The organism is Flavobacterium crassostreae (assembly GCF_001831475.1).
Classification (GTDB): domain Bacteria; phylum Bacteroidota; class Bacteroidia; order Flavobacteriales; family Flavobacteriaceae; genus Flavobacterium; species Flavobacterium crassostreae.
This window is the reverse complement of the sequence record NZ_CP017688.1, coordinates 1,252,573-1,275,727: the sequence shown is the minus strand read 5'-3', so window position 1 is coordinate 1,275,727 and position 23,155 is coordinate 1,252,573. Positions and strand designations below refer to the sequence as shown.

The 23,155-nt window shown below is 37.1% G+C and carries 26 protein-coding genes and 2 tRNA genes; 15 read left to right on the top strand and 13 right to left on the bottom strand.

Annotation, left to right across the window (positions count from 1 at the left end; all coding sequences use genetic code 11):
- Nucleotides 1–80: 80 nt before the first annotated feature.
- On the bottom strand, nucleotides 81–776 hold the full coding sequence (locus tag LB076_RS05765) for a YiaD family glycine zipper/OmpA-like lipoprotein (protein WP_066333846.1): 696 nt from the start codon (nucleotides 774–776) through the stop codon (nucleotides 81–83).
- 52 nt (nucleotides 777–828) lie between these two features.
- Nucleotides 829–1,299 (bottom strand): lipocalin family protein, encoded by a 471-nt coding sequence (locus LB076_RS05760; protein WP_066333848.1) that lies wholly within the window; start codon nucleotides 1,297–1,299, stop codon nucleotides 829–831.
- A gap of 180 nt (nucleotides 1,300–1,479) precedes the next feature.
- Here LB076_RS05760 and htpG point away from each other — a divergent pair, with 180 nt between their 5' ends.
- The 9 genes from htpG to LB076_RS05715 all read left to right on the top strand — a co-directional run bounded on the left by htpG (nucleotide 1,480) and on the right by LB076_RS05715 (nucleotide 10,469).
- Nucleotides 1,480–3,369 (top strand): molecular chaperone HtpG, encoded by a 1,890-nt coding sequence (gene htpG / locus LB076_RS05755; protein WP_066333850.1) that lies wholly within the window; start codon nucleotides 1,480–1,482, stop codon nucleotides 3,367–3,369.
- Nucleotides 3,370–3,740: 371 nt separating this feature from the next.
- Complete coding sequence (locus tag LB076_RS05750; protein ID WP_066333852.1) at nucleotides 3,741–4,151, top strand: hypothetical protein; 411 nt, start codon at nucleotides 3,741–3,743, stop codon at nucleotides 4,149–4,151.
- A gap of 2 nt (nucleotides 4,152–4,153) precedes the next feature.
- On the top strand, nucleotides 4,154–4,645 hold the full coding sequence (locus LB076_RS05745; protein ID WP_066333855.1) for a hypothetical protein: 492 nt from the start codon (nucleotides 4,154–4,156) through the stop codon (nucleotides 4,643–4,645).
- Between the two features lie 47 nt (nucleotides 4,646–4,692).
- Nucleotides 4,693–5,367 (top strand): M24 family metallopeptidase, encoded by a 675-nt coding sequence (locus tag LB076_RS05740; RefSeq protein ID WP_066333857.1) that lies wholly within the window; start codon nucleotides 4,693–4,695, stop codon nucleotides 5,365–5,367.
- A 129-nt stretch (nucleotides 5,368–5,496) separates the two neighbouring features.
- Nucleotides 5,497–6,957 (top strand): FAD-dependent oxidoreductase, encoded by a 1,461-nt coding sequence (locus LB076_RS05735; RefSeq protein ID WP_066334227.1) that lies wholly within the window; start codon nucleotides 5,497–5,499, stop codon nucleotides 6,955–6,957.
- Between the two features lie 201 nt (nucleotides 6,958–7,158).
- The gene (locus LB076_RS05730; RefSeq protein ID WP_066334229.1) at nucleotides 7,159–8,079 is read left to right on the top strand and encodes an EamA family transporter; all 921 of its coding nucleotides are present in this window, start codon (nucleotides 7,159–7,161) and stop codon (nucleotides 8,077–8,079) included.
- Between the two features lie 117 nt (nucleotides 8,080–8,196).
- Nucleotides 8,197–8,904 carry an aquaporin Z gene (gene aqpZ / locus LB076_RS05725; RefSeq protein WP_066333860.1) on the top strand — a complete coding sequence of 236 codons (708 nt, stop codon included), beginning with the start codon at nucleotides 8,197–8,199 and terminating at the stop codon, nucleotides 8,902–8,904.
- Between the two features lie 297 nt (nucleotides 8,905–9,201).
- Complete coding sequence (locus LB076_RS05720; protein WP_066333867.1) at nucleotides 9,202–9,480, top strand: DUF2805 domain-containing protein; 279 nt, start codon at nucleotides 9,202–9,204, stop codon at nucleotides 9,478–9,480.
- 284 nt (nucleotides 9,481–9,764) lie between these two features.
- A complete protein-coding gene (locus tag LB076_RS05715) occupies nucleotides 9,765–10,469 on the top strand; it encodes a DUF4369 domain-containing protein (RefSeq protein ID WP_066333870.1) in 705 nt (234 codons plus the stop codon).
- Nucleotides 10,470–10,589: 120 nt separating this feature from the next.
- Here the strand turns inward: LB076_RS05715 and LB076_RS05710 are convergent.
- The 8 genes from LB076_RS05710 to LB076_RS05675 all read right to left on the bottom strand — a co-directional run bounded on the left by LB076_RS05710 (nucleotide 10,590) and on the right by LB076_RS05675 (nucleotide 15,549).
- A tRNA-Thr gene (locus LB076_RS05710) sits at nucleotides 10,590–10,663 on the bottom strand.
- Between the two features lie 148 nt (nucleotides 10,664–10,811).
- A tRNA-Thr gene (locus LB076_RS05705) sits at nucleotides 10,812–10,885 on the bottom strand.
- Between the two features lie 78 nt (nucleotides 10,886–10,963).
- Complete coding sequence (locus LB076_RS05700; RefSeq protein ID WP_066334230.1) at nucleotides 10,964–11,230, bottom strand: hypothetical protein; 267 nt, start codon at nucleotides 11,228–11,230, stop codon at nucleotides 10,964–10,966.
- Nucleotides 11,231–11,285: 55 nt separating this feature from the next.
- A complete protein-coding gene (locus LB076_RS05695) occupies nucleotides 11,286–12,254 on the bottom strand; it encodes a type I phosphomannose isomerase catalytic subunit (protein ID WP_066333872.1) in 969 nt (322 codons plus the stop codon).
- A gap of 28 nt (nucleotides 12,255–12,282) precedes the next feature.
- Complete coding sequence (locus LB076_RS05690) at nucleotides 12,283–12,741, bottom strand: peroxiredoxin (RefSeq protein WP_066333874.1); 459 nt, start codon at nucleotides 12,739–12,741, stop codon at nucleotides 12,283–12,285.
- The gene (locus LB076_RS05685) at nucleotides 12,741–13,151 is read right to left on the bottom strand and encodes a 6-pyruvoyl trahydropterin synthase family protein (RefSeq protein ID WP_066333876.1); all 411 of its coding nucleotides are present in this window, start codon (nucleotides 13,149–13,151) and stop codon (nucleotides 12,741–12,743) included. The genes LB076_RS05690 and LB076_RS05685 overlap by 1 nt, the downstream gene beginning before the upstream one ends.
- An 82-nt stretch (nucleotides 13,152–13,233) precedes the next feature.
- On the bottom strand, nucleotides 13,234–13,761 hold the full coding sequence (gene idi, locus LB076_RS05680; protein ID WP_066333878.1) for an isopentenyl-diphosphate Delta-isomerase: 528 nt from the start codon (nucleotides 13,759–13,761) through the stop codon (nucleotides 13,234–13,236).
- Nucleotides 13,762–13,974: 213 nt separating this feature from the next.
- Entirely contained in the window at nucleotides 13,975–15,549 is a 1,575-nt protein-coding gene (locus LB076_RS05675; protein ID WP_066333880.1) for an NAD(P)/FAD-dependent oxidoreductase, read from the bottom strand.
- A gap of 163 nt (nucleotides 15,550–15,712) precedes the next feature.
- Here LB076_RS05675 and LB076_RS05670 point away from each other — a divergent pair, with 163 nt between their 5' ends.
- A complete protein-coding gene (locus tag LB076_RS05670; protein ID WP_066333882.1) occupies nucleotides 15,713–15,958 on the top strand; it encodes a hypothetical protein in 246 nt (81 codons plus the stop codon).
- A 65-nt stretch (nucleotides 15,959–16,023) separates the two neighbouring features.
- Here LB076_RS05670 and LB076_RS05665 read toward each other — a convergent pair whose 3' ends face one another.
- Nucleotides 16,024–18,219 carry an ATP-dependent DNA helicase RecQ gene (locus LB076_RS05665; RefSeq protein ID WP_066333886.1) on the bottom strand — a complete coding sequence of 732 codons (2,196 nt, stop codon included), beginning with the start codon at nucleotides 18,217–18,219 and terminating at the stop codon, nucleotides 16,024–16,026.
- 84 nt (nucleotides 18,220–18,303) lie between these two features.
- On the opposite strand from LB076_RS05665, the gene LB076_RS05660 reads away from it, so the two are divergent.
- The 5 genes from LB076_RS05660 to LB076_RS05640 all read left to right on the top strand — a co-directional run bounded on the left by LB076_RS05660 (nucleotide 18,304) and on the right by LB076_RS05640 (nucleotide 21,499).
- Nucleotides 18,304–19,269 carry a KpsF/GutQ family sugar-phosphate isomerase gene (locus LB076_RS05660; protein WP_066334233.1) on the top strand — a complete coding sequence of 322 codons (966 nt, stop codon included), beginning with the start codon at nucleotides 18,304–18,306 and terminating at the stop codon, nucleotides 19,267–19,269.
- Entirely contained in the window at nucleotides 19,269–20,075 is an 807-nt protein-coding gene (tatC, locus tag LB076_RS05655) for a twin-arginine translocase subunit TatC (RefSeq protein WP_066333888.1), read from the top strand. The genes LB076_RS05660 and tatC overlap by 1 nt, the downstream gene beginning before the upstream one ends.
- Nucleotides 20,076–20,078: 3 nt before the next feature.
- On the top strand, nucleotides 20,079–20,426 hold the full coding sequence (locus tag LB076_RS05650) for a carboxymuconolactone decarboxylase family protein (RefSeq protein WP_066333890.1): 348 nt from the start codon (nucleotides 20,079–20,081) through the stop codon (nucleotides 20,424–20,426).
- Between the two features lie 96 nt (nucleotides 20,427–20,522).
- Nucleotides 20,523–21,263 (top strand): LPS export ABC transporter ATP-binding protein, encoded by a 741-nt coding sequence (gene lptB / locus LB076_RS05645; protein ID WP_066333891.1) that lies wholly within the window; start codon nucleotides 20,523–20,525, stop codon nucleotides 21,261–21,263.
- Between the two features lie 11 nt (nucleotides 21,264–21,274).
- Entirely contained in the window at nucleotides 21,275–21,499 is a 225-nt protein-coding gene (locus LB076_RS05640; RefSeq protein ID WP_066333894.1) for a DUF5808 domain-containing protein, read from the top strand.
- Between the two features lie 29 nt (nucleotides 21,500–21,528).
- Here the strand turns inward: LB076_RS05640 and LB076_RS05635 are convergent, their stop codons facing one another.
- Nucleotides 21,529–22,386, bottom strand: coding sequence for a glycoside hydrolase family 25 protein (locus LB076_RS05635; protein ID WP_066333897.1), 858 nt, complete (start codon nucleotides 22,384–22,386; stop codon nucleotides 21,529–21,531).
- The gene (locus LB076_RS05630) at nucleotides 22,386–23,105 is read right to left on the bottom strand and encodes a CDP-alcohol phosphatidyltransferase family protein (RefSeq protein ID WP_066333899.1); all 720 of its coding nucleotides are present in this window, start codon (nucleotides 23,103–23,105) and stop codon (nucleotides 22,386–22,388) included. The genes LB076_RS05635 and LB076_RS05630 overlap by 1 nt, the downstream gene beginning before the upstream one ends.
- Nucleotides 23,106–23,155 lie beyond the last annotated feature (50 nt).

The following is a 23,155-nucleotide window of genomic DNA, read 5'->3' as shown; positions in this document are numbered from 1 at the left end:
CATCACAATTAAAACAAAAAAAAGCTGTTTTATACTAAAATAAAACAGCTTTTAAAGCGTCTAAAAACTAGACTAATATATTAGTTACTAGATTCTTGCTGCGCATCTTGCAACATTTTTTCGTTGGCAGTGATCGCAAATTCAACACGACGGTTTTTTGCTTTTCCTTCTGCAGTTTCGTTAGATGCAATTGGATCTGCAATTCCTAATCCTGTTACAGTAAATCTTCCTAAAACCAATCCTTTTGCAACTAGGTAATTTCTTACCGAAGCAGCTCTTTCACCAGATAGTTTTAAATTATACTCTGCCGGACCAGAACTGTCTGTATATCCAAAAATAGTAATGTTGGTGTCTGCATATTCTTTGAATACAGGCACTAATTTATCTAAATTTGCTTTTGCAGCTGGCGTCAAAGTAGATTTGCTCGTATCAAAACGTACCGCATTTTCGTTCAAAACTAATTTGATCCCTTCTCCAACTCTTTCTACCTCAGCACCCGGTATGGCTTGGTCAATTTGTCTGGCTTGTTTGTCCATTTTGTTTCCAATAACACCTCCAGCAACACCACCTACAACACCGCCCAGAACGGCTCCTAAAGCACTGTTATTACCGTTTCCAATATTGTTACCCAAAATTGCCCCTAAAACAGCACCTCCGGCAACACCTATACCAGCACCTCTTTGTGTGTTATTGGTATTCTTTAACGTATCGCAACTTGTAAAAAACGTACCCATTGCCATTATTAAAGCTAAAGAAAGTGTAGAAATTTTTTTCATGATTTTTGTTTTATTGTTTTGTATTGTTTTATGTAATCGGTATTCTGAATTTTTATCTTCTAAATTTGTAAATAACTTCTGTCATTTTTCCACCAACATTAATTTTGTCTACCAATTCAAAAGAATTTTCGGTTTGGTTTGCTACAGTCAAAATATAACCATCTCTTACTTTTTTGGCTTTTTCATCGGCGTTCAAAATTTTTAAAATCATTTGTCCCTCTTTGTTAATATACCAAGTAATTGGAGAACTAAATGCAGGACAATCGTAACTACTCAAAGCCATTTCGCCTTTATTGTTGTTCGAGATAAATTTCCAAGTGCTTCCTACAAAGCACTTTGAGTCTGCAATCTGAAACGAATTTACTTTAATATACTCCGACCCTGGGTATTCTACTGCTGCAATACTCCAACTACCTTTTAAGCCCACTTGAGACCCTTTGTTTAATTGCGTGTTGGCAACAGAGGCTGGTTTACAAGAAAAAAGTGCTAAGGCAATAACGCTTAAAAAAAATATTTTTTTCATTTTGATTTCGTTTTTTTGTGTTAAACTACCACAAATATACAATAGCCGTTTCTTAATATCCTATCGCTATTCTATATTTTTGTTACAAAATTAACATTGCGCCAATTTGTCACTTTGCACACAAATGGTATCTTATTTGAAAGTAGAGATTTCAGATTGTAAAACCCTAATACTTTAAATATGACAACAGGAAAAATTAATGTTTCAGTAGAAAACATCTTCCCTTTAATCAAAAAGTTCTTATACAGTGATCACGAGATTTTTTTACGTGAATTAATTTCTAACGGGACAGATGCAACATTAAAATTAAAACACCTTACCAATATTGGCGAAGCCACCGTAGAATATGGTAACCCAATTATTGAGGTAAAAATAGATAAAGAGGGCAAAAAGCTGCACCTAATTGACCAAGGAATTGGAATGACATCCGATGAGGTCGAAAAGTACATCAACCAACTGGCATTCTCTGGAGCCGAAGAGTTTTTAGAAAAATACAAAGACTCTGCCAAAGACTCTGGAATTATAGGCCACTTTGGTCTTGGTTTTTACTCGGCATTTATGGTGGCCTCTAAGGTCGAAATTATTACCAAATCCTACAAAGACGAGCCTGCAGCACACTGGATTTGTGATGGTAGCCCAGAATTTTCTTTGGAACCAGCAGACAAAACAACTCGCGGTACCGAAATCATCTTGCACATTGCAGAAGACTCCTTAGAATTTTTGGAAGAATCTAAAATTTCAGGACTCTTAAATAAGTACAACAAATTCATGCCTATTCCAATTAAATTTGGAACCAAAACAGAAACACTTCCTAAACCAGAAGATGCTCCCGAAGACTATGTAAACCAAACTGTTGAAAAAGACAACTTTATCAACAACCCTAATCCAGCTTGGACCAAACAACCTACGGATTTAAAAGAAGAAGACTATAAAACCTTCTACCACGAATTGTATCCAATGCAATTTGAAGAACCATTATTCCATATTCATTTAAATGTGGACTACCCATTTAACCTTACTGGTATTTTGTATTTCCCTAAATTAAGCGGCGATTTACAAATTCAAAAAGACAAAATTCAGTTGTACCAAAACCAAGTTTACGTTACCGATAACGTCGAAGGAATTGTGCCCGAATTCTTGATGATGCTACGCGGAGTAGTAGACTCTCCAGACATTCCTTTGAACGTTTCTCGTTCTGGATTGCAAGCAGATGGTGCTGTGAAGAAAATTTCGAACTATATCACCCGTAAAGTTGCAGATAAATTAAAATCGTTATTTACAGAAAACCGTGCCGACTTTGAAGCAAAATGGAACGATATCAAAATTGTTCTAGAATACGGCATGCTATCCGAGGATAAATTCTACGAAAAAGCAGGCGCCTTTGTTTTATACCCAACGGTAGACAACAACTACTTCACCCTCGAAGAATTAAAAGAAAACCTAAAAGATACCCAAACCGACAAAGACGGCAAACTGGTTATTTTATACGCCGGAAACAAAGAAGCACAACACGCATACATTGAGACCGCCCAAGCCAAAGGATACAAAGTATTGTTGCTAGACTCCCCAATTATCTCTCATTTGATTCAAAAAATTGAAGGAGACAACAGCGACATCACCTTTGTACGAGTAGATTCAGACCATATTGATAACCTAATCAAGAAAGACGAAACTACACTTTCAAAATTATCCGAAGAAGAACAAACCGGACTAAAAACAGTTTTAGAAACCATTGTTCCAAAACAAACCTATACAGTACAACTCGAAGCCATGGACAGCCAAGCAGCACCATTTATCCTCACGCAACCAGAATTTATGCGTAGAATGAAAGAAATGAGCCAATCCGGTGGCGGTGGCGGTATGTTCGGGATGGGCAACATGCCAGAGATGTACAACCTAGTGGTAAATACCAATTCGCCATTAGCAACAACCATCCTTGGAACCGAAGATAAAGCAGCACAAGAACACCTTGTAAAACAAGCCTTAGACTTAGCCAAATTGTCTCAAAACCTACTTAAAGGAGAAGCACTAACCGCTTTTGTAAAACGTAGTTTTGAAATGATAAAATAACCCCACTACAAAACAAACAAAGAATCCTAAAGACCTGCGAGTGCCAACTTGCAGGTCTTTTTTTTTGGAGCACAAACACCAATTTCCACCATTGTATCCCCTCCCGCTATCCGCTACAATCTTTTGTTTTTTTAAAAACAAAAAAACAAAAGGATTTTCACTACTATCGGGGCTAGTTAACTATACAATATCTTTTTAATGGCAAACAAAACCTCTGTTTTAAAATCCGTCAAAACCACCATATTATTCCTATATTTGACAGTCCAAAAAAAACACCCTTATTTCGCTGTCACCATTGGATTAAAACCCATTCGAACCCATAAATTACGGCTAAACCCCTTTACAAAAACAAGAACCAACACCCCAAAACAATGAAAAACAAAGCCCTATTACTGCTGTTAATTTGCACCCTATCTTGCCAAAAAAAGAACAGCCCAGAAACACCTCCAAAAGACCAAACCAGCAAAACACAAGACACCACCAATGCCATCCTACTAGAGGGCAAACTTTCCATAGGTTTTGAAGTATCTTCTTTCAGGCCATGCAATGACACCTTAGATTATTGGATAGAAGACAATTCTGGCAAAATGGACCTTCAATATACCAAATTAGTAGGTCCTAAAAACCAAGCAAGCTACAAAGAAGTATATTGTAGCCTAAAAGGCATCCAGCTCCCTAAACTACAAGAAGGTTTTGCTGCAGACTATGACGGCTATATCCAAACAATACGCATTATAAAAATGGACACTATTTACCCAAATAAAAACTGTAACACCAAATAAAAATGACAAAATCAATTCTAATTTTTATTTTAGCCACATTCTGTGTGTTTTCTTGCCAGAAAAATACCCCAAACAACCACAAAATACCAGCTACAGATGTTGTAGCCGTCCCTAAAAAAGACACCTCAAATACAACCACTGCCAAAACAACCCATTTTGAAGGCAAATATTTATATGGCAAAAAACAAGGTGGTGCTTATTGGATCGAAGTTAAAATTACAGATCTAAAAAACCAACAACACTACAACGTTACGGTTCAATCCAAAGAGATAAAAGGAAAATCATGTTGCCGCTTTAATAAAACCGGAACCTTAAAAAACGATACTCTATTTATAAAAACCACCGATTGGAAAAAACCAGTAACAGTAATCATTACCAAAAAAAACCGCACCATCACCATAGATGCCATCGAAAAAGAAGCCGATGACCGCTATGCCTTAAACTGGTATTGCTGTGGTGGAGGGAGTTTAATGGGCGATTATACCCAAAATTAAAAGCCTATATTGCCTCTCTCTTTACACACAACCTAAAGCCCAAAAAAATGTTGGATACTAAAGCCCAATTGATTCATGCCGAAAAAATTGCACAACAACTCTTTGTTGCTATAGAGCAAGAGCAATTAATTCAACCCGGAAAATCCGAAAAAGAACTCAATGACGAAATTTTTAAATTAGCAGACCAGCTTTTCGGAATAAAAAAATTTTGGCACAAACGCATTGTTCGAAGCGGTGCGAACACCTTACTTCCTTATGACGAAAACCCACCTAACCTAATTTTACAACAAGACGATATTCTATTTGTAGATTTTGGCCCCATTCTCGAAGGCTGGGAAGCAGATTTTGGAAGAACCTACGTTATTGGAAACAATCCAGACAAACATAAATTAAAAACAGCCGTTGCCTTAGCTTGGCAAGAAGCAAAAGATTGGTTTGACAAACACCAAGAACTAACTGGTGCAGCCTATTGGCATTACCTGACAGAATTAGCCAAAAAATACGGCTATGTTTATGGCGGCTCTATCGGCGGCCACCTCATCGGGCATTTTCCGCACGAAAACATCGATCCCGAAAATTACACCCTTTATATCCATCCCGAAAATCCAAACGATCTATTTTTGGCAGACGCAAACGGAAATAAAAGAGAGTGGATTTTAGAAATTCATTTTATAGACACCAAAAATCAAATTGGTGGTTTTTTTGAACAACTTTTAACCTAAAACACGTCTCTTTATGCCCTTTAACACCACTTGGAGATAAAAAACCACTGCAAAAAATATCGTTACAGTCTGTAGTTGGATACTCCCTCATATAATTTAAAAAGTAAAGAGCCAAAACCAAAGCAATCCGTGAACCATTTTAAAAAACCCGCTACAAACTGGCGTATATGCCCAGAATGCCAAGGAAATGGCAAAAAAAGCCGAGGCATTAGTGCCAAAGCAAAAAAAAACTACCAAATAGCACTGGAGCAATTTGAAAAAACAGAGCCAAAAGGCATTGCACCAATTTACCCTAAAGGCCACTTGTACCCATGTTTAAATTGCGCTAATTCGGGTTTAGTTGCCGCTGCGTTGCCTATAATGGCAGACACTACAACCTATCCAAAACTAGCAATTATAGGCGGTGGTATTGGTGGGGTGGCTCTTGCGGTGGCTTGTTTACACCGCGGAATCCCATTTACACTCTATGAGCGTGATCGCAACTTTGACGCAAGATCTCAAGGCTACGGTCTAACCCTGCAACAAGCCAGCAAAGCAATACAGGAGCTCGGTATTTTTTCGTTAGATCAAGGAATTATCTCCACAAGACACGTCATTCATACCACTTCTGGCAAAATCATTGGCGAATGGGGAATGAGAAAATGGATTCCTAACAAAACCAAAACAGCTCCCAAAAGATCCAACATCCATATTGCAAGACAATCGTTACGATTCGCACTTTTAGAACAACTACCTAGCCTGGATACTGTGCAATGGGGACACCAATTAACCGATCTCCAACCCAACAAATTTGGGACTATGAACCTGTCTTTTGATGTAGACGGAAAAACAAAGCATGCCCAAGCAGATCTTGTAGTAGGAGCAGATGGCATCCGCAGCACCGTGCGTAACTTTGTATTTGGGGCCAAAGATACTCCCTTGCGTTATTTAGGTTGTATGGTGGTATTGGGTATTTGTCCTTTGTCTGCTCTAGGAGCGCTAACCAATCCTTTACTGGATGCTGCTACGGTATTCCAAACTGCCAATGGCAAAGAAAGAATCTATGTTATGCCTTACACAGCAGACTCTGTGATGTGGCAACTTAGCTTTCCTATTTCCGAAAAAGAAGCCAAAGCCCTAAGCGCTCAAGGACCTAAAGCACTCCAAGAAGCAGCTCGTGTTCGAACACAATGGCACGATCCCATCCCACAGATTGTAACAGCAACCTTAGCCTCGCGTATTTCTGGTTATCCTGTTTATGATCGAGAAACATTGGATCCTAAAGCATGGAATACAGCTGGTGCAATAACCTTACTTGGAGATGCAGCACACCCAATGAGTCCTTTTAAAGGCCAAGGAGCAAACCAAGCACTCTTAGATGCTTTACTGCTGGCGCGTACTATAGCCAAAGAATCTAATTGCTTTTCCTCTTGGAAAAAACAAGGAATTCGCGAGAGTATTTTAACTCCATTTGAATCCGAAATGACCCTACGAAGTGCCACCAAAGTAACCGATTCTGCAGCAGCAGCACAATTTTTACACACCAGTACCGTACTGCACCAAAGCAACCAACCCAGATGCAGCGTTATCCCGAAAAATACCTCGCCATAAAATAGGCCATTCTACAGTGCTTTGTTAAAAAGTATTGTTATGGATCTAAAATGTAGGTTACTTCTGTTTTATGCTTGTTGCAAAAATTGAAAGTTGTTTTGTGCAACGAATTTTGTATAGAATTTTATAACGTCCCATTTTCTGGAATCTTTTTTAATTTGACTTAATACGGAAAGTGTAACTTTGCCTAAAAACAAAACAATGGCAAAAACAAGTGTATTAAAAGGAGTTGTATTAGTCGCATTAGGCGCTACCAGTTATGGAATGCTGGCTACTTTTGTAAAACTTGCGTATAAGGATACTGGAGTTACGGGCAATTTATTTACAACCGCAGAGGTCACTACTTCGCAATTTGTATTAGGCATTTTAGGGGTATTGCTTATCAATTGGTTTCAAAAAACAAAAAATAAAAATGCGGCCCTACAAGCTAGTCCTAGAGCCATTGCACGTTTGATGCTAGCGGGTACTTCTTTGGGTATGACAAGCGTGTTTTATTATTTGGCCGTCAAATACATTCCGGTTTCTATAGGTATTGTATTGTTGATGCAAACCGTTTGGATGGGAGTGCTTCTAGAAATGATTTTAGAAAAAAAACTACCCACAAAACAAAAAACAATTGCTGTAGTTATGGTACTAATAGGAACAGTACTAGCTACTAATTTGATCCAAAACCAACAAAAACTAGATTGGCATGGAATAATGTGGGGTATATTTGCCGCAGCATCCTTTACAACAACCATGTTTACCGCCAACCGTATTGCTACGGAAATTTCCTCTGCGCAACGCAGTCTATACATGCTTTTGGGAGGTGCCGTAGTAGTATTTGGTTTTTCAATAGCCACACAAATTACGCCTTTTAATTATGACATCTTCTACAAATGGGGAATTATCATGGCGCTATTTGGCACCATTATTCCGCCTATGTTTATGAATGCGGGGTTTCCGCTGACCGGAATTGGCTTAGGCAGTATTGTATCTGCCCTAGAATTACCGGTATCCGTTATGATGGCTTTTGTATTGTTGCAAGAAGAAGTACAGACCATCCAATGGATCGGGGTAGGATTGATTATCCTGGCAATTGTAGTTATGAATCTTCATTTTAAAACCAAAAACAACGCCTAAAAAGTAGCTTCACTTTAAGGTGAAAAACCTACAAAAACCATCTAGTTCTGTTTTTAGCCTTGGTTTATTGCCAGTTTTGTATATCTTTAGTACCATTAACTTTTTTAAATACACATTATGAAAAAACTATTCGCAGAATTTTTTGGTACTTTTTGGTTGGTCTTTGGTGGTTGTGGTAGCGCACTATTTGCTGCTGGTATTCCAAATTTAGGAATTGGCTTTGCAGGGGTTTCTCTTGCCTTTGGTCTAACCGTTTTGACCATGGCGTATGCTGTAGGGCATATCTCCGGCGGACACTTCAATCCAGCAGTTTCTTTTGGACTCTGGGCAGGCGGAAGATTTTCTGCCAAAGATCTATTGGGTTATATCGTTGCACAATGTATTGGCGCCATCGCTGCAGCAGGAACCTTATATACTATTGCGTCCGGAAAAATAGGTTTTGCAATAGACAATACCAAAGCAGGCGCATTTGCCTCCAATGGTTTTGGTGCATTTTCTCCGGATGGATATTCTATGCAAGCAGCCTTCCTTGCAGAATTTGTACTAACCTTATTTTTCTTGTTGGTTATTCTGGGCGCTACAGACAAATTCGCTAACGGAAAATTTGCAGGAATCGCCATTGGATTAGCACTTACTTTAATCCATTTAATCAGCATTCCCATAACCAATACCTCCGTAAATCCTGCAAGATCCTTATCCCAAGCATTGTTTGTTGGTGGAGAGCCGCTTTCGCAAGTTTGGTTGTTTTGGGCAGCTCCAATCTTAGGTGCCATTGCGGCAGGATTTATCTACAAAAATCTCTTACAAAATAACTCCCAAGCATAATCACTCCCAACCATCCAAGAGAGCCAAACCAACTCTTGATCGTATTTGGTTTGGCTCTCTTATGCTTTAAAAAACCAGAATATACTATTCTCTTTTCAGAAAAACATCTTGGTCCAAATAATTCTAAAAAACATCTTTTAAAAAAAATATCTTCGGGAGCAAAAGAGCAAAATGGAACTATTTTTAAAAAAAAATCCCGTTTTACTCCAAAGTAATTATTATTTTTATTAATATTGGTATCTTATTTAAAATCAATCATATTAATCCTTAAAACCTATCTGAATTAATTTTCACGTAATGAAAAAGAGTAATCGCAAAGAACTGAACTGGGAGCAAACAGAAAAACTTGTTACAATGGCTTTAGAAGAAAAAAATCCTTTTGAAATTATTAAAAAAGAATTTGGTCTAGCCGAGAAAGAAGTTCTAGAAATAATGAAAAAAAAGCTACCCGCTGAAAAATTTGAAATGTGGAAGAAAAAGGCCAGCGCCCACAAACCCAAACCAAAGCCAATTAAAATTGATGACTTTGACGAAGATTTGGATGGAAAGTATTACATAAAAAATAAATTTGACTAGTCAATATATTAAAAGACACCTTATTCTGGGTGTCTTTTTTTTACACCCATTACCGCCTCTGCTTCTTTGTGTTGCGCTACCCGAAAAAAAACACGCTACTCTTATACAAAACAAGGCTTACCAATTTTAAATATCTCTCCTTTTAGCCTTTCAAAAAAAAAATAAAGACGTAGCTAAACCAGATTTATTCCAGAATTTAAAGGTTTTTTATTTGTAAAATTACCTTGGTATTGGGTATTATCTTTCCAACTATTTTCTTTATTTTGCAACAAAATATATACTCCATGAAAAAATCCATTTTGTTATTTGTTAGCTTGGCACTGATGTCGTCTTGCAACAAAAACGAATCCAAAGAAGCCTTACACCTAACCGGAAATATTAAAGGGCTAAAAAAAGGAACCTTATACATCCAACGAATTGTAGACACTACTCTTGTAGCAATTGACACCATTCAGATTGATGGAAAATCGAGTTTTGAAAGCAATCTTGATTTAAAGTCTCCCGAAGTATTGTACCTCTATTTAGACAGAGGCACCACCAATTCTTTGGATAATAACTTGGCTTTTTTTGCAGAACCCGGAACCATCCATATTGAAACCAATTTAGATTCTTATATATCTTCGGCTACCGTTACAGGATCTAAAAATCAAGAATTATTAGAAGAATACCAAAAAATAAACACCCGATTTAAAGACACTAATTTAGACTTAATTGAAAAAAAGTTTAAAGCCATTAAGTACAAAAACACCAATGCTGCAGATAGCCTTACCGCAAAACAAGAAGCAAATATTAAACGAAAGTACTTGTTTGCAACCAACTTTGCTATTAACAATAAAGACCATGAAATTGCTCCTTATATTGCCTTATCTGAAATTTATGATATTAACCTTAAATATTTAGACACCATACAAAAAGCAATGACTCCAGAAGTTGCGCAATCTTTATACGGCAAAAAGCTAACCCAATACGTTGCAAGTTTAAAAAAATAAATTACAAAAAAAAGACGCATTACCAACCATCGTTTCTTGCAAATTGCATGTGACGATGGTTTTTTTATAAACTATAACAAACAAAAAAACCACCTAACAAAGTTAGATGGTTTTAGAATGAGCCGGCGGAGGGACTCGAACCCACGACCTGCTGATTACAAATCAGCTGCTCTAGCCAACTGAGCTACGCTGGCGTCTCATTACGGGTGCAAATATATAGATTAATTTGGATAAAACAAACAAAATTTTGGAATAATATTTCTGTTTTTTGGATCCATTTTTAATCCTTTTTGGTTTCAATAAACAAAAAACCACCTAACAAAGTTAGATGGTTTTAGAATGAGCCGGCGGAGGGACTCGAACCCACGACCTGCTGATTACAAATCAGCTGCTCTAGCCAACTGAGCTACGCTGGCGTCTCATTACGGGTGCAAATATACAGATCAATTTATATTTTACAAAATAAATCTATATTTTTTTTATCGTTTTTTTGACTACAACTCGTTGATTTTAGCAATCAATTGATTAGCAGTTTGTTCCAATTCAGTATGGATTTGCTTAAAGTGTGCTTTTTTGTTTTCTACATTTTTAGCATTAACTTTTGCTATTAAAACATCAAATGCAGCGATAGCCTCATCAATCAAGTTATTAGTTTCTGTTGTTGGTTTTCCTGTTGTAGAAATTTCAAACAAATAAACTGCTTCAATAATATCTCCTAGTACGTAGTTGATGTCTTTTTTTAAATTCTTAACGTTTGCCATTTTTTTTAATTTTAATTTGCGTTTGCAAAAGTACATATAATCTTTCTATTACTAACTATGAAATGTATATTTCTAATATAGACGCTTTTCCGGTCATCGTATAATAATCCATTGCGGCGGGTATCAATACGGTATCTCCTTTTTTATAACTATAGCTGTTTAGATTATATTCTAACAAAAACGCTCCCTCTAAACACATATATACCGTAAAACTAGCGGCCGTTTTACTAACAATCATGCTACTAGATAGTGGTATTAAATTTGTCGAAAAATAAGGGCAATTCACAATTGAATTGGGCTGGTTTTCTTCTTTTAGATATACTTTACGGCTGTCTACTTTATGATAATTTATAGCCTCTAAGGCTAGGTCTACATGCAATTCTCTTTTGTTTCCCTGAGCATCTACCCTATCATAATCATACAGTCGGTAGGTTATGTCTGAGGTTTGCTGTATCTCAGCAATTAGCAAGCCCGAACCTATGGCGTGGATGGTTCCCGAATCTAAGAAAAATGCATCTCCTTTTTGGACCTCTATAACGTCTAGAATAGACAACAAACTATTGTCTTTTAAATGACGGATATATTGGCTGGAATTGGCTTCTTCTTTAAATCCTACAATTATTTTCGCTCCTGGATCGGCCTGCATTACGTACCACATTTCTGTTTTACCAAAAGAATTATGCCTTTTTTGTGCTAAGGCATCATTGGGGTGTACTTGTATAGACAGATCTTGGTGGGCATCTAAATATTTAAAAAGTAGTGGAAATTGGGTACCAAAACGCGCATATACCATGGTGCCTAACAATTGTTCTGGCATTTGTTGTATTACATCCGATAATCTCTTTCCTTTCAAAATACCATTGGCAACACAACTGATATCTCCCTCTACGGTAGACAGCTCCCAACTCTCTCCAGTAATGGCTGATGTGATTGGTTTATCCAGAACTGTTTTTAACTTTTTACCACCCCAAATTCTTTCTTTTAAAATAGGATTAAATTGCAAAGGATATATTTTATCATCCATAATTTATGTTTTTTAGTAAATTAATATCCTAAGACACTAAATTTTTCACTGCCTTTAATGCTTTAACAATGTGATTATTACCTAAAACACTATTAAAAATAAGTACTATATATCCGTTTTTATCTACCACATAGGTTACTCTGCCTGGCAGCAAACCAAATAAAGCGGAGGGCACTCCAAAGAGCGTTTTTATTTTTTTATCCGAATCAGACAAAAGCACAAAGGGCAATGCATGCCTAGCGGCAAACTCCTCATGCGAGGCTATACTGTCGGCACTAATACCGATCACTTCGGCTCCTAAGTCTTTAAAATCTTGGTATTGATCCCTAAAACTACATGCTTGTGCGGTACAAACTGCAGTATTATCTTTGGGATAAAAATAAATCACTGCTACTTTTTGACCTATTATGTCTCTGCTATCAAAATTGCTATTGGTACTTGTTTTGGATGTAAAATCAGGTACTCTATCTCCTATTTTCAATGCCATTATTCTCCTTTATAGGTTACAAAATTACGAGCAGTTTCATATAGAACTACTTCTAATTCAAAAGTTTTTTGTATTCTTTTTCTGATTTTATTCCAGATTACTACTGCAATATTCTCTGCCGTTGGATTCAAATCTTGAAATTCCGGAACATCTAGATTTAAATTTTTATGATCCAATTGCAACTCTACTTCTTCTTTTATTATTTCGGCCAAAAACTTTACATCCATAACAAATCCTGTCTCAGGATCAATCGGCCCTGTCACGCTTACAATCAAATCATAATTATGCCCATGAAAATTAGGATTGTTGCACTTGCCAAATACGGCATCGTTTTTTTCTAAAGACCAATCTTTTCTATACAATCTATGGGCTGCATTAAAATGTGCTTTTCTGCTTATTGTAACTTTCATAATAGGGTGGTTTTAGGGTGGTTTCTTTTTAAAAAAAATTAAAAAAAACTATTTGGTTTGCTTTACTTGCTCTAAACTCACATTACAGCTTATGATCTTCTAAGTAATGGTAAAATTGATCAAATATAATTTTGAACCACACGGTGTACTGTTCTGGATTTTTTTGAATGTCCTCTTGAACAGACTCAATACCCATCCATTTCCAAGCTTCAACTTCGTCGGGATTAATCACGGGTTCTTCATCATAATACCCTAACATCACATGGTCTAACTCATGCTCGGTCAAACCATTATCAAAAGGGGCTTTGTATATAAAATGAAACAATTCTTTTAAATCTGCTCTAAAACCCATTTCTTCATAAAGACGCCTCTTGCCAGCTTGGATATTGGTCTCGTTTTCTCTCTGGTGGCTACAACAGGTATTGGTCCATAACAACGGCGAATGGTACTTGTGATGCGCACGTTGCTGCAACATTATCTCATTGTTCTTGTTTAAAATAAATACCGAAAATGCTCTATGCAAGACTCCTTTTTCGTGGGCTTCTAACTTAGGCATTATTCCTATTTGCTCATCCTTTGTGTTTACCAGTATTACGTTTTCTTGTGTCATAATTAATTTTAGCCAAACAAAAATACAAAAAAGATCTAGAATAAATGGAGGCTTTAACGTTCTGTTTCGAATTGTTAAACCCTGTTGTTTTTACAATAAATATTTTTTTTAAACAGGTATGCTACACTGCTTTTTTGTACTCCTTATATTATTATATAAATTTACACTGCCTTTATAAAAGCATTCTAATCTTAAATAACCAAATTGGTTTTACTATTGCATGTTTTTTTGGCGCAAGCACTCCCCAACCATTAAAGCACATTTTTCGCCATCAATGGCTGCAGATATTATACCACCTGCATATCCTGCACCTTCTCCACAAGGATACAATCCTTTTATTTGAAGATGCTCGTAAGAAATTGGATCTCTAGGAATGCGCACAGGAGAGGAAGTTCTGGATTCTGGCGCATGCAATATAGCTTCGTTTGTAAGGTATCCTTTCATGGATTTACCAAACTCAGAAAAACCTTCTCGCAATATTTGGGTCAAAAAACCCGGAAAAACCTGTCCCATTTCTACGGAAGTGGTTCCTGGAACGTATGAAGTTTTAGGAATACTAGACGATACTTTGCCTTGTGTAAAATCTATCATGCGTTGTGCTGGCACTCTTTGGCTCTCTCCTGCAAGCTGCCACGCTTTTTGTTCTATGCTTTTTTGAAACTCCATCCCTGCTAGGGCTCCAAATTTTGCAAATGGCTTAAAATCTTCTAGTCTTAGTTCAATCACAATCCCAGAATTGGCCGTTGGTTGGTCCCGCTTGGAGGGAGACCAGCCATTAGTAACCACCTCTCCTGGGCTGGTAGCACAGGGAGCAATCACTCCACCAGGACACATACAAAAAGAATACATCCCTCTACCGCCTACTTGTTTTACAATACTATAGGGTGCTGGCGGCAACAACTCTCCCCGATAATCACAACTGTATTGTATTTGATCTATCAAAGCTTGTGAATGCTCTGCTCGTACGCCCAAGGCAAAAGGTTTTGCTTCTATAAATATTTTTTTGGTATCTAATAATTGATATATATCCCGAGCCGAATGCCCTGTTGCTAAAATCATCTTGTTGGCCAAAATGGTATCGCCTTGATGTGTTACAACGCCTTGTACTTCGTTGTTTTTGATTAAAATATCCGTTACCCGAGTTTCAAACAAAACCTGTCCACCACATGCAAGTATTTTTTGACGAATGTCTTGGATAATTTGAGGCAATTTATTGGTTCCAATATGTGGATGCGCCTCTACCAAAATATCTGGCGTGGCTCCGTAGGCTACTAATAATTCTAATATTCTGGTTACATCTCCTCGTTTTTTGGATCGTGTATACAGCTTGCCGTCCGAATAGGTTCCTGCGCCTCCTTCACCAAAACAGTAATTAGAATCCTCATGGACTATATGGTCTACATTGATTGCTTTTAAATCTCTTCTTCGGCCGCGTACTTCTTTGCCTCGCTCCAACACAATGGGTTTTAAACCCAATTCAATTAATTGCAACGCTGCAAAAAGCCCTGCAGGTCCGGCTCCTACAACAACCACCTCTTGTGCTGTTGCTACATTTGGATAATCTGGCAGTTGGAATTTGGTTGCTTCAAAAAAATCTCCTTTTAAATAAACCGCTACTTTTAAATTGATTTTAATTGCCTTTTGACGTGCGTCAACAGAACGTTTTAAAACCACCACTTGCTGTATCGCATTTGCCGAAACCTGGATTTGTTTGGATATATGGTTTTTAAGTTGCTCTTGGTTTGCGGCAATCTCTGGAGTAACTTGTAAAAGGAGTTCTTGGGGCATGGTATCTTTTTTTTTAAAAATGCAATCGTGTTTTGGAGTATATTTAAAAACAAAACAACTGCAAAAATAGTGTTTTGAACCGGAATTTATTGTTTAATCTAAAGTCGTTTTTAAAAATAGAACGGTACCTTTACTGGTTCCAAACTCTTATAGCTTAAATATAATGTCTAGAAAAATAAAAATGATTTGGGATTTTAAAGGTCCCGCTGGCGCAAAAACAGCAGAACACCACGAAATCCACCTCAAAGAATATATTGCTCTTGAAAAACTACCTTTACATATTACTGGTTTTGAAATCCGTAGCGCTATGCATGCCGTTGCTTTTATGGTGGTTACAGACGAGCATCTGATCCAGGTTAGAGACGCATTGAAACCCCATCGGGCAGAAATTTATGTAGAACAAAAATAGCAATAAGGTCTTAAAGCTATTTCTTTAAGACCTTATTGCTATTTATACAGTTCAAAACCAACGGATTAATTAGCTACTTCGCTTATAAATTTTATTCGCATTAATCGCAGTTCGTCAATATCATAATCTCCTTCAAATTCTTTTAGAGCTTCTTCTATTTTATCTGATTCTGACTCCATAAAATAATCGTATATCTCCTCTTGTTGGTCTTCATCTAGCATTTCATCAATCCAATATTTAATATTTAGCTTGGTGCCTGAGTATACTATTTGTTCCATCTCTTTGATCAACAAATCCATGGTTAACCCTTTTGCTTTAGCGATATCCTCTAGGGATAATTTTCGGTCAATATTCTGAATGATGTAGAGTTTGTTTACAGAATTTGTTCCTGTAGATTTTACCACCAAATCATCTGGCCGAAGGATGTCGTTTTCTTGAACATATTTATGGATCAATGTGACAAACTCGGTGCCGTATTTTTTGGCCTTACCTTCTCCAACTCCGTGTATATTGATTAATTCACTCAATGAAATTGGATATTTTAGAGCCATATCTTCTAGTGAAGGGTCCTGAAAAACTACAAATGGCGGTACTCCAATTTTTTTGGCTACTTTTTTGCGCAACTCTTTTAGCATGGTCATCAAAACGGCATCAATGGCTAGTGTAATCTTGGATGCAGTAACAATGGCTTCGTCTACTGTTTCGTTATATTGGTGGTCTTCGGACATTAAGAACGAAGTGGGTTTTTTAATAAAATCCAGTCCTTTGTCTGTAATTTTAACAATACCATAGGTTTCAATATCTTTGGTAAGGTAGCCTGCAACCAATACTTGTCGTAGGAGTGCCATCCAATATTTTTCGTCAAAAGAAACTCCAGACCCAAAAAAGGGTTGTATATCTGTACGGTGTGCTTTTATAACGGCATTTACTCTTCCTATTAAGGTAAAAACAATTTCTTTGGATTTGTATAGGTGCTTAGTATCTCGTACTACTTCTAAGAGTTTTAGAACTTGTTCTTGGGCTTCAATTTTAGTTTTTGGATTACTAACATTGTCGTCCATGGTGGCGCCTTCACCGGTTTGGCTATCAAATTCTTCGCCAAAATAATGCAATAAAAACTTTCTTCTTGACATAGAGGTTTCGGCATAAGCCACTACTTCTTGCAATAAAGCAAAGCCTATTTCTTGCTCGGCTACTGGCTTGCCGGACATAAATTTTTCTAGTTTTTCTACATCTTTGTAGGAGTAATAGGCCAAACAATGTCCTTCGCCTCCATCACGACCCGCTCGGCCGGTTTCTTGGTAGTAGCTTTCTAACGATTTTGGAATATCGTGGTGTATTACAAACCGTACATCTGGTTTATCAATCCCCATCCCAAAGGCTATTGTTGCTACCACTACATCTACATCTTCCATCAAAAACATGTCTTGATGTTTTGCTCTTGTTTTGGCATCTAAACCCGCATGATACGGCACTGCGCTAATTCCGTTAACCTGCAACACCTCTGCGATGGCTTCTACTTTTTTGCGACTAAGACAATATATAATACCCGACTTGCCTTTGTGTTGCCTTATAAAACGTATGATATCGGATTCTACATTTTTGGTCTTGGTGCGCACCTCATAATATAAATTGGGTCTATTGAAGGATGCCTTAAAGGTTTTGGCCCCACACATGTCTAAGTTTTTCAGAATATCTTCTTGCACTTTTGGGGTGGCGGTCGCGGTTAGTCCAATAATAGGCACATCTCCTAATTGCTTTATAATGCTTTTAAGATTGCGGTATTCTGGTCTAAAATCGTGCCCCCACTCGGAGATACAATGTGCCTCATCAATGGCAACAAAAGAAATAGAAACGCTTTTTAAAAAATTTACGTTTTCTTCTTTGGTTAAAGACTCTGGAGCCACATAAAGCAACTTGGTCAATCCAGAGGTAATGTCTTTTTTTACCTGAGTAATCTCTGCCTTATTTAAAGACGAGTTTAAAACATGGGCGACACCTGCTTCAGAAGATAAACTTCGGATGGCATCCACTTGGTTCTTCATCAAGGCAATCAACGGAGAAACCACAATTGCAGTACCCTCTTGTATCAAAGCGGGCAACTGATAACATAGGGATTTTCCGCCTCCAGTTGGCATAATAACAAAGGTGTTTTGTTTATTAAGCAAACTTTTTATCACGTCTTCTTGCAGTCCTTTAAATTGGCTAAAGCCAAAAAATTTCTTTAATTCCTGGTGGATATTAATTTCGTTTGGATTCATTCTTTATTGTATGGTATTTTGTATAAATTTGCATTACTAAAGATACACATTTCTTTTACACTTACAAATTTTAAACACTCTGTTTTGATATCAAACGAAAAAATATTAGGTATTGCCAGAAAAACCATACTATCTGAAGCTGAGTCTATTACCAAACTAACAACTCTTTTAGACGAAAATTTTTTCAATGCCGTGCAAGCAATCTTCCATTCTAAAGGCAGATTGGTAGTCACCGGAATTGGAAAAAGCGCCATTATTGCACAAAAAATGGTAGCCACATTTAACTCCACTGGCACGCCATCTTTGTTTTTGCACGCTGCCGAGGCCATTCATGGCGATTTAGGAATGGTGCAAAAAGAAGACGTTATTATTTGTATTTCTAAAAGCGGAAACAGCCCCGAGATCAAAGTACTGGTTCCGCTATTAAAACGTTTTGGCAACACCTTGATTGCCATCACTGGCAACATGACATCGTTTTTGGCCAAAGGTGCCGATTTTATACTAAACACTACCGTAGATGCCGAAGCCTGCCCCATCAATCTTGCTCCTACCAATAGCACTACAGCACAGCTGGTGATGGGAGATGCTCTAGGGGTTTGCCTTATGGAAATGCGCGATTTTAAACCCGAAGATTTTGCGGTTTACCATCCTGGAGGCGCTCTAGGCAAAAAATTATTATTGCGCGTTACAGATCTATTGGATCCAACCTTGAAACCTATGGTTACGCCAGATGCGTCCATAAAACAAGTTATTTTTGAAATTTCTGAAAAAAGATTAGGTGTAACGGCAGTGGTAGAAAACCAAAAAGTACTGGGCATAATCACCGACGGAGATATCCGCAGAATGTTAAACGAAAGAGACCATTTTACCGATTTATCGGCCAAAGATATCATGACCAAAAACCCGAAATTAATTGCATCTAATGCCATGGTTGTGGATGCCTTAAATATTTTAGAAGATTTTTCAATCACCCAATTAATTGTTGTTGAAGACACCCAATACAAAGGTGTTTTGCATTTACATGATATTTTAAAAGAAGGAATAGTATAATGGCAAAGAAAAACCAAAACGAAATGTCGTTTTTAGACCATCTAGAAGATTTGAGATGGCTGTTAGTTAGAAGCACGGTTGCCATTTTAATCATGGCTTTTGTTACTTATTTTATAAGTGATTATTTATTTGATACCATTATTTTTGGCCCAACCAGAGCCACTTTTTTCACCTATGTTTATTTTTGCGAATTATCGCATTCCTTAGGTTTTGCAGATAGCATTTGCATCACAGAGATGCCGTTTATTATTCAAAACACAGAAATGGAAGGCCAAGTAAACGTGTTTATTTGGATTTGTGTTTTGGCTGGATTTATTTTAGCATTTCCTTATATTCTTTGGGAGGTTTGGAAATTTATTAGCCCTGCTCTGTATGCCAACGAAAAGAAAAACGCCAAGGTATTTATCTTTTTCTCTTCCTTACTGTTCTTTTTGGGAGTGCTTTTTGGGTATTTTATTGTGATTCCGATGTCTGTTAACTTTGTAGCCACCTTCACGGTCAGCCCTGTGGTATTGAACCAATTTACATTAAACTCCTATATTGGCATGGTAAAAACCTCTGTTTTAGCAAGCGGACTGTTTTTTGAATTGCCTATAATTATTTATTTTTTGACCAAATTAGGCTTGGTCACTCCTTCCTTTTTAAGAAAAAATCGAAAATATGCCATTGTATTGGTACTCATCATTGCGGCCATTGTTACGCCACCAGATGTAGTAAGCCAAACCATTGTGGCAATCCCTATGTTATTAATCTTTGAAGCAAGTATTTTTATTTCCGCATTTGTTTCTAAAAAAATAAAAGAATAAAAAATGGCCAATGTAATTGAAGAATTTAATGATTACCGTTCTAAAATGAACGAAAAATTATTAGCAGACAACAACAAAATAGTAAAACGAATTTTTAATCTAGACACCAACGCGTATGCTGCTGGAGCGCTAGATGTCAAAACAAAAGAGTTATTAGGACTGGTTGCCTCGGCAGTATTGCGTTGTGATGATTGCGTAAAATACCATCTTGAAACCAGCCACAAACAAGGCGTGACCAAAGAAGAAATGATGGAAGCCATGGGTATTGCTACCCTAGTGGGCGGAACCATTGTAGTGCCTCATTTACGGAGAGCCTATGAATTCTGGGAAGCACTAGAGGAAACTAAATAATTGTTAACCGTAAAGATTGTTACCCGCTTTATTTGTTAATTTACAAAAAAAACAATGAAGCAGACAACTTACCGCACAACATTTTAAACAAAATATATGATTTTAAGAGCGGAGAATTTAGTCAAAACATACAAAGGACGAAGTGTTGTAAAAGGAATTTCTGTGGAGGTAAACCAAGGAGAAATTGTAGGTCTTTTAGGGCCTAATGGTGCCGGAAAAACAACCTCTTTTTATATGATTGTGGGATTAGTAAAACCCAACTCAGGCAATATTTATCTAGATGATTTAAACATCACAGATTATCCGATGTACAAAAGAGCCCAACAAGGTATTGGGTATTTAGCCCAAGAGGCTTCGGTTTTTAGAAAACTAAGTATTGAAGACAATATTTTGAGCGTATTGCAATTAACCAAGCTCTCCAAAGAAGCACAGATAGCCAAAATGGAAAGCCTAATTGCAGAGTTTAGTCTAGAACACATCCGTACCAATCGAGGCGATTTGCTCTCTGGTGGAGAACGCCGCCGTACCGAAATTGCTCGTTGTTTGGCTACAGATCCTAAATTTATTTTATTAGATGAGCCTTTTGCAGGCGTAGACCCTGTGGCTGTAGAAGATATCCAAAGAATTGTAGCCCAACTAAAAAACAAAAATATTGGCATCTTGATTACCGATCACAACGTACAAGAAACCTTAGCTATCACAGACAAAACCTACTTAATGTTTGAAGGAGGCATCTTGAAGGCAGGAGTCCCTGAAGAATTAGTAGAAGATGAAATGGTACGAAGAGTGTACCTAGGGCAAAACTTTGAGTTACGCAAAAAGAAAATTGAATTTTAAAAATAAAAATAATGAAATCCGAAAAACCTTCCAAAGTAACCTTAAAAAAATGGCACCAAGATCCAAAAAACTGGATTTTGGGTTTCTTATATTATAACAAAGAAGATCCCAGGATTTTTCCGCCCAAAAGAACCTCCTGGACTGGATGGACGGTTAATTTTGCCAACCCTAAATCTATTGGTTTTTTAATTGGTATCCTTCTGATTGTGCATTTTGTTCTTGCTTACTTAAAATAGCCGTTATGCTACTGCTTTATTCTATCTAGCTACTCTATGGTGATAAACTGTAGTTGTTGTAAATCTCCGTTGTATATATTAACATCCACGCTACCGGTAATACCCGGAAGACTTGCTTTTTCGGTAAATTGCCAAAAGAGCCAATCTTCTTGGATTTTTTCTCTATAAAAATTATAGTTGGCTATCCAAAAAAGATAGTCCCCAAATTCTTCTTTCAAAAAATCCTCGTAATATTTCTCGCCAGTATAAATAATTGGTTTTACTTTATAATGTGCTTCTATGGCTTGCAACCAACGCCGAAGTCCTATCTTTAATCTAGCAACCGACTGCTCTTTTGGGAGTTGTTCTATATCCAGTACCGGAGGCAAATCTCCTTGGTTTAATTGCACTGTTTGTATAAAAAGCGCCGCTTGTTCTAACGAGTTTTCGTTGGGCCTGTAATAATGATAAGCTCCACAGATTATCTTATTTTCTTTGGCGCCAAGCCAATTATCTTTAAATTTTCGATCCAATCTATCTTTGCCTACAGTGGCACGAATAAAGACAAAGTGTATGGGGTATTTTTGTTCCAAGGCACCAATGGCATCCCAAGAAATAGTCCCTTGGTATTCTGAAACATCAATACCAATGGCGTTATTTTGGTGCTTGCTCAGCACCTGAAAGTTACGCACATCGGAAAGGCGCTTGTCTTCTATTTGTTCTTTTGAAGCAGCACGAGATTTAAAACCAAGATAGTATTTAAGTCCTTCTCTATAGTGGTATATACCGACCATCAACAATATTGTTATGGCAAATACTACCATAAACGAAAAGATTTTTCTTCCCAAAAAACCGTTTTTTTTAGTGTTTTTTGCTGGTGATTTTCTTCTAACAGGCTTTCTTTTCATTAAGAGATTCCTTTTTTGGACCACTTATTATTTACAACAGACACAAGCACATAAAATACAATTACAAGCGCCACTCCTAAATAATTAAACACCACTAAAAGCAACAAAGACAACAACACGAATAGTAGTTGCAAAACATTGTCTTTTAGATTAAACTTTTTAATTTTAAGAGAAAACAAAGGGATTTCGGCATTTAAAATAAAAGCACTACATAGCGTAATAAACAGTAAAACCCATTGGTTGGTAAGTAATTCTAGAACCAATAAAGAGTCTTGGTATTGAATTATTAATGGCAAGCTTAGTATAAAAAGTGTGTTGGCTGGTGTTGGCAAACCAATAAAGGAGTCTGTCTGGCGTGTGTCTATATTAAAATTGGCCAGCCTATAGCAGGATCCCAAAGTAATTATAAAGCCTAAATAAGCCCAAGCTGGATGCATCCCCAACTCATGCTGGCTGCTTTTCATCATCAAAAACATAACAAAACCTGGCACCACTCCACTAGTTACCATATCTGCTAACGAATCCAATTGCAACCCTAATGGGCTAGAAACCCCAAACAACCGAGCAAAAAACCCATCAAAAAAATCCAGAAAAATCCCCAAACAAACAAAATAAAAAGCAGCTACAAAATCTGCGTTGGTAGCATAAACAAGCGCAATACAGCCCGACAATAAATTAAGTAGCGTAATGAGATTAGGAAGGTGTTTTTTAATTTTCATTTATTTGTTGTTTAAAAAGTGGTGTAGCAAATTTAATACAATAACTTAAA